Source organism: Embleya scabrispora DSM 41855 (assembly GCF_000372745.1).
GTDB lineage: Bacteria > Actinomycetota > Actinomycetes > Streptomycetales > Streptomycetaceae > Embleya > Embleya scabrispora.
This window is the reverse complement of sequence record NZ_KB889604.1, coordinates 1-7,896: the sequence shown is the minus strand read 5'-3', so window position 1 is coordinate 7,896 and position 7,896 is coordinate 1. Positions and strand designations below refer to the sequence as shown.

The window sequence follows — 7,896 nt, the reverse complement described above, 5'->3', positions numbered from 1 at the left end:
AAGTGTTGGTTGGAAGTGACTCCGTCACTTCCAACCAACACCAATCGCTACGCGATTGCCCGCGGCACCGGACGTCTCCGGCTGCCGACCGCATCGCTCGGGAACTGCGCTGGCAGCAGCAGGGGTTGGCGTCCGGAGCCGCGATCATCCCGGGGTCGACAAGCCGAAGCACCGACCCGTGGGGCAAACCAATACCCCACAACATCATGTGACTTGGAACCGTCATCGCCAACCATCATTGGAAACTGGCGACTTCATCACCGAGCCGGCCGCTTCCAATATAGGTGCGCGCCACACCACGGGACAAGGTCTGCATCAAAACCTGTTCCGGGTACGATCCAGGGAAATCCACGGACCCCACCCGGACACCGGACCCCACCCGGACACCGGACCCCGGCCCGCTCCGCGGCCCCACCACCACATCAGCGAGCGAACCGGCACCAACCCGCACGCACACCGAACCAGCCCTCCACAGCTACCACAAGCCCACCCCGGCAACCACCAGGAATCCCCGACAGGGCACCCGAACGCGTCCTACGGCCCTCACACCCGGACCCGCCACCATGCACCCAACAGGTCGGCCAACGCCGCACAACGCCACCGACAAGCCCGACACCCGAACAACAACCCGACCCGAAAGTCGTAAGGAAAATCGGACAGGAAACCGAGACGCGCCGCAGGAACCACCGCGCCAGCGGCGCCAGTTCGGCTCAGCTACGCCAGGGCCCATCGACCGGGCGTTCTGGCACCGTGGTCGGGTCGCCCATGTTCGCATCTCCGTGTGGGGCGTGGCTCGGCGCTGCCGTGTTGTAAGGAAAGCCACGCAGGGTTCCCGTGCCGCGGACAACATCGGTGGATCCGTGGAGTGGCGGAGCACCTCGGGGATCGGCCGGTTCGAGGCGGGTGCCGGCTTCCGATCATCGACCTCGTGGTGTCACGCTGGAGCCGTCGGATCGTGGCGAGGAAGAAACGGACTTGGCCAAGCCGAGCCTGAAAGTTGTAAGGAAATCCGGGCAGGAAAATCGGGGGACCCGCACCCAGATCGCTGAATTCGACACGCCGAGCATGGTCTGGGACGCCTGCGAACAGGGCTGGCGGGGCGCCCCCGCCCGCGAATACGCCCGACTCCTCAGCGACCCGGCCGCGCCGGTCGACGCGATCATCGAGGGCTTCCCCATCGGGCGGCAACTGCAGAAATGGCGCCAGGGCAACGGTGAAACGCCACCCGGCACGCGCGGAGCAGCTCGCCGCCATCGACCCCGAGTAAAACCCCCGGCACTGGTCGATCGATTGGCAGCGCCACCTCAACCACCTCCGCGGCCGGCAACAGGCCCACAACCCGCCCACAACCCCCGAGGGCGGCGACGGCGCAGCGGCGGGNGGGGGNGAGCCGAATGTCGGGGTGGGCGCCGATGGGTCGTACGGCGCAGCGGCGAGTGGGCGTGGGGGGGGCCGACGCGGCGGCGGTTCGAGAGGGCGGGGTCGGGGGCGCGGCGGCGGGTGGGCGTGGGTCGGGTGGTGAGGTGGGCGTGGTCTGGTCGCGTGGCGCGGCGGCGGGTGTGGCAGACGGAGTCGGGGCGGGTGGCGTGGGGGCCGGTGATGACGTGGGGGTCGACGGCGGCGGTGCGGTGGTGGCGGTGCGGGAGGTGGTCGTTCCCGGGCCTGGGACGGTGTATCGCGGGGTGGCGATCGGGCGGTGGGTCGAGCGTCGGGTCGCGGGATGGGAGCGGCTGAACCCGGCGCAGCGGGAGGTGCTGCTCGCCGTTGGCGTCGCGACGCCGGCCGTCGGGGCGGTGGCGGAGCGGCCTGGGGGGTCGGGTGGTCCGAGGGCGGGGCGCAGCAGGGATGAGGCGTTCGCGGTCGGGTTGGTTGCGGTCGGGGTGTTCTTCGCGCGGGAGGGGCATCTGGAGGTCCCGCGTGGGTGCGTCGAGGCCGTCGACGTGCCCGGGGGTGGCGGGGTCGAGGGGGTGCGGTTGGGGGTGTGGGTCATCAACACCCGGGCGTGGCGCGGGAAGTTGACGGGTGAGCGGGTCGCCGCGTTGGACGCGGTCGGGATGCGGTGGACGTGAGGTCGGGTGTGAGGTTCGGTGTGAGATTCGGGTGGGGGTTCGTGGTGTTCGGCTGTGTTTGGGGCGGGTTTTTGATTCCGATGGGTGACTCTTCGGCGCTTTGGAGCGGTTGGTTCGGCTGCGCGGGTGCCGGGCGGTGGCGTCTCTGATCGGGGGTGGGCGGCGTGTGGGGGCGGGGCGGGGTCTGGTGCGGCACGGCTTTTATCACGAGCTCGGTGTGTGCGTGGGTTGTTCGTGTGGGGTGCACTCGTTCGGGTGGCGGTGGGGTTCTCTGTCTTTCTGAGGGTTTCTCGCGTACTTGACTACGGGCGTGAATGAGCGATTGGCGGTGGGCGGGGCGGGTGTTCGGGCTTCGGCGGTTGCGGAAGTGGCCGGTGTCGAGGCGGAGTTCGCCGACGCGGTGGGGTGCGTTGCGCAGCGGTCGTGGGTGGAGGCGGCGGGGTCGACGCGGTTCGAGGAGTTGTCGCCGGTGTCGGCGTTCCCGGTGGTGCCTGGACGGCGGTGGGGGCCGGGATGGTGGTGGTCGGCGACCACCGGCGGTCATGTGGTGCACGGGTCGGCTGCGATGCGCGACCGGTTGATGGTCCTGGATCGTGATCCGCGGGTGGTGGGTTTGGCGGGGCGGCCGGTGCGGTTGTTGTGGCGCGATGCGGTGGACGGGCGGACGCGGTCGTGGGTGCCGCAGGTGTTCGCCCGGTACGCGGACGGCACCGCGTTGTTGGCCGACTGTCCGAGCCGTGCCGGGGCGGGTGGCGAGCGGGCGTTGAGAGCCGCGGCGGTGGTGACGGCGGCGTGTGATGCGGTCGGCTGGTCGTATCGGCGGCTCGGGCCGCTGGATGCGGTTCTCGCGGCGAACCTTCGGTGGCTGGCCGGTTACCGGCATCCCCGGTATCAGGGGCCGCCCGAGCTTCGGGCCTTGCTGGGTCGGGCGTTTGCCGCGCCGCGGCCGCTGGCCGAGGGGGCGGTGTCGGTGGGTGATCCGCTGCGGGTTCTGCCCGCCGTGTATCACGCGTTGTGGTCGGGGCGGCTGGGGGCGGATCTCGGCCGGCCGCTGCACGAGCGGGTGCTGGTCGGCCCGGGTGGGCGGGGGGACGCGCGGGCCGGTGGGCGGTCCGGGGCCGCCGGACTCGAGAGGGGTTGAGTGCGGTGGGCGAGGTACGGGGCGGGCGGCCGGTGATGGAGGTCGGCGCGTTCGTCGTCTATCGGGGGCGGACCTGGCAGGTGGTCGCTGTGCAGGGGCAGCGGGTCTACCTGTTGCAGGAGGACGGGCAGGAGATGACGCTGCTGGTCGGGCGGTTGTTCGCCGACCCGGGTTTCGAGGTCGTCGGCGGGCGGGCGCCGGCGCGCGTGCCGGAGTGGGGCTTGTTCGAGACGGTGCCGGTCGCGGCGCAGCGGCGGGCGTTGGCGTGGTTGCCGCATATCCGTGAGGTGGAGACGGGTCTGCCGTGTCTGCCCGGTGAGGCGGAGGGTGTGGTGGTGCGGGCGGAATACGACCCCGCGCGGTGGACGTTGGCGCAGAGGGACGCGGCGAAGGCGCGGGAGATGTCGGCGCTGGGTTTCGGTCCGGTGACGCGTACGACGGTGGAGCGGATGCGTCATGCGTATCGCCGGCAGGGGTTGTGGGGGTTGGTCGACAAGCGCTCGGCTCGTCCTTCGAGCGCGACCGGGCGCGCGGATGAGCGTGTGGTGGCCGCGGTGCTCGAGGCGATGCGGCGCCAGCGTGGTCGGTCGAAGGGCACGGTGAAGGGGCTTCGGGTGCTGGCCGGGCAGATTCTGGAGGAGACGCACGGGCGGGATGTGGTGGCGTTGCCGTCGCCCGCGACGTTCTACCGGCTGGTGAACGCGTTGGCCGATCCTGGTGAGCGGCCCGGGCGGCCGGCGAGGACGGCCACCGGTGCGGGCCGGTCGGTTGCTCCGTTGGGGGTGGTGCGGCCGGGGGAACAGGTGCAGATCGACACCACGCGCCTGGATGTGATGGCCGTCCTTGAGGACGGCGGCCTCGGGCGTCCTGAACTGACGATCGCGGTCGATGTGGCGACGCGGTCGATCCTGGCGGCGGTGTTGTGTCCGGCGGGTACCAAGGCGGTGGACGCGGCGTTGTTGCTGGCGGAGATGGCGGTGCCGCACCCCGCCCGGCCCACGTGGCCCGCGGCGTTGGAGCTGTCGGTGGCGGCGGTGCCGTATGAGCGGTTGCTGTCGTTGGACGAACGTCTGGAGGGTGCGGCGGCGCGGCCGGTCGTGGTACCCGAGACGATCGTCGTCGACCGGGGGAAGGTGTTCGTCTCGGAGAGTTTCGTGGCCGCCTGTGAGACGTTGGGGATCAGTGTGCAGCCCGCGCCGCCGCGCAGGCCGACCGCGAAGGCCGTGGTGGAGCGGACGTTCGGCGCGATCAACACGCTGTTCTGCCAACACGTGGCCGGGTATACCGGGTCGAACGTGACCCGACGCGGGCGGGATGTGGCGGACGAGGCGTGTTGGACGGTTCCGCAGTTGCAGGACTTCCTCGACGAGTGGATCGTCTGCGGGTGGCAGAGGCAGCCGCACGAGGGTTTGCGTAATCCGGTGTTGCCCCGTGCCCCGTTGTCGCCGAATCAGGCGTGGGCGGCGCTGATCGCGATGTGTGGGTACGTGCCGCTGCCGTTGACCGGGCGGGACTATCTCGAGTTGTTGCCGGTGCGGTGGCATCGCATCACCGAACGCGGGATCCGGATCGACCACCGCACCTACGACCACGAGGTCCTGGACCCTGTTCGGGGGCAGTCCTCCGGGGTCGGCGGCCGGCAGGGCAGGTGGGAGGTCCACCACAATCCCCACGACGGCCGCCAGGTGTGGATCCGCCTGCCCGACGGGGAGCTGACGGAGATTCCCTGGATCCACCGTGATCATGTCCATCGGCCGTTCGACGACTGCATGTGGCGCCAGGTGAGGGCGGGCGTCGACGGACACGGGGATCGGGAGCGCCACGAGGCGGAACTCGCCGACGCCCTCGACCAGCTCATGCGCCGCACGCGGAACACCGCGGGGACGTTGCCGAAAAAGAGGGGCCGAAGGAGCCCCATCACGGCCCCCGACACCGCAGCCGTGCTCCCGGGGGCCTGACCACCGGGCTGCCGACGCCTGGCCGGCCGGACGACGTGTATGGGAACGGGAACGGCACGGGAATGCCCTCCGGGGTTGCGCCGGGCAGCGGCCCGGGCGCCACATCGGAGCCGGCCGAGGCTGCGCAGACCTCGGGGACCTGCTCTGTCTCGGACTGGGAGTGGGGCGACAGCCTCGACGCTCTCGCCCACACCGACCCCGGCGGCGAGAACGCGGACGAGAGCGAAGAGGCGAACGGGCAGGGTCGGGGCGAGGACGTCGGGCTGTCGTCGGACGCGCCGAGGGGCGGGTTCGGGCTGTATGACGCGCAGGCCGAGGCGGAGTCGTGGTGAACTCCCCGGCCGGCGCGGCCCGTTCCACGACACCTGTGGCGGGGACGGCGAAGACGGCGCGTGTGTCCGGCGGGGCCGGGTGCCTCGCCGCGGAGGCGGGCGCTCGGGCGAGGCCGCGGTCGGTGACCACGTGGGAGGGCTGGCGGGACTTCGTCGGCGCGCCCGTTCCCGTCCCTCCCGCCCCCGGCGCCGAACCGCGGGGCCCGGAGGAACGCCTCGTCTATCACTCCCGGTTCGTCGTCGTGCGCACCCCCGCCATCGACGCGCTCGCGAAGAACGTGCGCACCCTGATGATCCTGGGCCGGCACCAGGACGTCACCGCACGTCCCGGCCTGATCGTCACCGGGCCTGCCGCCGCGGGAAAGACCACGGCCCTGTTGCAGGTCGGGCGCGCCTGCCACCTCGCCCACACCGCGCGAGGCGGCGCGGGCGGCGGTGAGGACGGCGGTGAGGGGGTACCGGTCGCGTACGTGCTCGTGCCGCCGGCGGCGACCGCGAAGGCCCTGGCGGCCGAGTTCGCTCGCTATCTCGGCGTGCCGATCACCGACCGGATGACCCAGGCGCAGATCACCAACGCCGTCTGCCATGTGTACGGCGAGGCGGGGGTGCGGTTGGTGATGATCGACGAGATCCACCGGCTCAACCCGCGTACCACCGCCGGCGCGGAGACGGCCGACCTGTTGAAGGACCTGACCGAGCGCATCGGGGCGACGTTCGTGTACGCGGGCATCGACGTGGCCGCCACGCCGTTGTTCGCGGGTGTGCGCGGGGCGCAACTCGCCGGGCGGGCCTGTCTGGTCGAGTGTGGGGCGTTCCCCGCGCGTGTGGGTGGGGCGGAGCCGTTCGGGGACCTGGTCGCCGCGATGGAGAACGCTTTGGATCTGCGCGCCCATCGGGCGGGGACGCTGCCCCGGTTGGTGTCGTATCTCCACGCCCGCACCGCCGGGCGGATCGGGAGCCTGGCCCGGCTGGTCCGCCAGGCCGCGATCGGCGCGATCCTCGACGGCACCGAACGCATCACCCGAGGCGGCCTGGACGCCGTGCGCATCGACCACCTCGCCGAGGAGCACCACCGGCCTCGCAACCCCACTCGGGCGCGCGCAACGCCCGCGCGCGCAACGGCGCGACGCGTCCCGTGAACGCGAACGGAAAGGCACGCGGGAGCGGGAAGGCACGCAGCGGGAGCAGACACGAAGGCGACGGGAGCGGCGGGGAACACCTCGGCCCGGGCCCGACGCGGCGATGCCGGCAGCTCCCGCCCTCGGGCGCCCTGCGGGTCGCGCCCGTGGCGTTCGAGTCGACCGCCTCGTACCTGGGGCGCCTCGCGGGCACCTACCGCATGGGGGTGCCCCGGTTGCCGGCGGCCTCGGTATCGAACTCCACGGCCCGGGAGAGCGAACGGGACCGGGACCGGCGGCGCCGCGCATCGAGATCCATCTCGACCCCGCGGCGCTACACCGCTTGGCCGCGTTCACCCGGGTCCCCCACCACCACCTGACGCAGGCTCTGCCGCGTCCGACCACTGCGGCCGAATCCGGCCCGCGCCCGCCCCGCCGGACACAGCCGGCCGGCATCGACGACACGGTGGGGCCGACCCGCGTCGGCGAGGAGGACACGGCGCGGAGACGGACGGCCCGCGCGCGGGTACGCGTCCTGGACACCGACGAGCAAGGCGCCCGGGCCTGCCCGGTGTGCGTACGACGGCGCACCCGCGGGGCCGGCGATGTGGCGTGGACGTACCCGCCCGCGCACCGCGTGTGGTGCCCCCGCCACCGGTATTGGGCAAGCGAGCCCCGCCTGCCGGGCCCACTCGACACGGGCGCGCTCCCCGAGATCGACCTCGCGTATCGGTCCCACCGGCGCCTCGCACGACACCGCGACAACGCGGCCGCGTACACCTGGGCCGGGGCGGTCACCACCCGCCGGCAACGACCGCGGACACCACATGGCACGACGCCGGCAGGAGCGGCTGGGCCGGCTCACCGCGGGCAACCCCGCCCCGGCCGCGACCGGTGGGGGTGCCTCGGCGGTTCTCCTGGCCCGTGCCGTGGTGACCCATCCCGAAACCGTCGCCCTCGCCCGCGCGTTCACCACACTCCCCCGCCCCCTCTCGCGGGACTGAGGTGCTCTATTTCTTCCGGACAGCGACCCGCGTAGGGTTGTCGAGATTCGGAAATGAGAGAGAACGTGCCACCTAGATATCCGCAGAAGTTCAGGGAAGAGGCCGTCCGCCTGGTGATCGAGGGCCCGCGCCCGATCGCCCGCGTCGCCACCGAGCTCGGAGTCAACGAAACGACGCTCAGGGGCTGGGTGAAGCAATATCGCCTCTCCCACGAGGGCAACGCGGAATCCGACGACAGCCCGAAATCGGACCGCGAGCGGCAGCTGGAACATGA

The 7,896-nt window shown here is 72.0% G+C and carries 7 protein-coding genes; all 7 read left to right on the top strand.

Going from position 1 to position 7,896, the window contains the following annotated elements; genetic code table 11:
• Positions 1-1,586 precede the first annotated feature (1,586 nt).
• A complete protein-coding gene (locus tag A3IC_RS53675) occupies positions 1,587-2,069 on the top strand; it encodes a helicase associated domain-containing protein (RefSeq protein ID WP_158695900.1) in 483 nt (160 codons plus the stop codon).
• A gap of 310 nt (positions 2,070-2,379) precedes the next feature.
• A complete protein-coding gene (locus A3IC_RS0110960) occupies positions 2,380-3,210 on the top strand; it encodes a TnsA-like heteromeric transposase endonuclease subunit (protein ID WP_245599208.1) in 831 nt (276 codons plus the stop codon).
• Positions 3,211-3,215: 5 nt separating this feature from the next.
• Positions 3,216-5,168 (top strand): DDE-type integrase/transposase/recombinase, encoded by a 1,953-nt coding sequence (locus A3IC_RS0110955; protein ID WP_020550095.1) that lies wholly within the window; start codon positions 3,216-3,218, stop codon positions 5,166-5,168.
• Positions 5,169-5,230: 62 nt separating this feature from the next.
• Positions 5,231-5,500, top strand: coding sequence for a hypothetical protein (locus A3IC_RS0110950; protein WP_020550094.1), 270 nt, complete (start codon positions 5,231-5,233; stop codon positions 5,498-5,500).
• Between the two features lie 122 nt (positions 5,501-5,622).
• Positions 5,623-6,639: a TniB family NTP-binding protein gene (locus tag A3IC_RS0110945; RefSeq protein WP_020550093.1), complete on the top strand. Its 1,017-nt coding sequence runs from the start codon at positions 5,623-5,625 to the stop codon at positions 6,637-6,639.
• A gap of 806 nt (positions 6,640-7,445) precedes the next feature.
• A complete protein-coding gene (locus A3IC_RS68525) occupies positions 7,446-7,622 on the top strand; it encodes a hypothetical protein (RefSeq protein ID WP_020550091.1) in 177 nt (58 codons plus the stop codon).
• A 53-nt stretch (positions 7,623-7,675) separates the two neighbouring features.
• The coding region (locus A3IC_RS64585; protein WP_040876448.1) for a transposase at positions 7,676-7,896 on the top strand (221 nt) is incomplete at its 3' end.

What these genes read in the sequence shown, in the direction of transcription:
- A3IC_RS0110950 (WP_020550094.1), top strand. Translation starts at nt 5,231, where the DNA reads ATGCCCTCCGGGGTTGCGCCGGGCAGCGGCCCGGGCGCCACATCGGAG.
- A3IC_RS68525 (WP_020550091.1), top strand. Translation starts at nt 7,446, where the DNA reads ATGGCACGACGCCGGCAGGAGCGGCTGGGCCGGCTCACCGCGGGCAAC.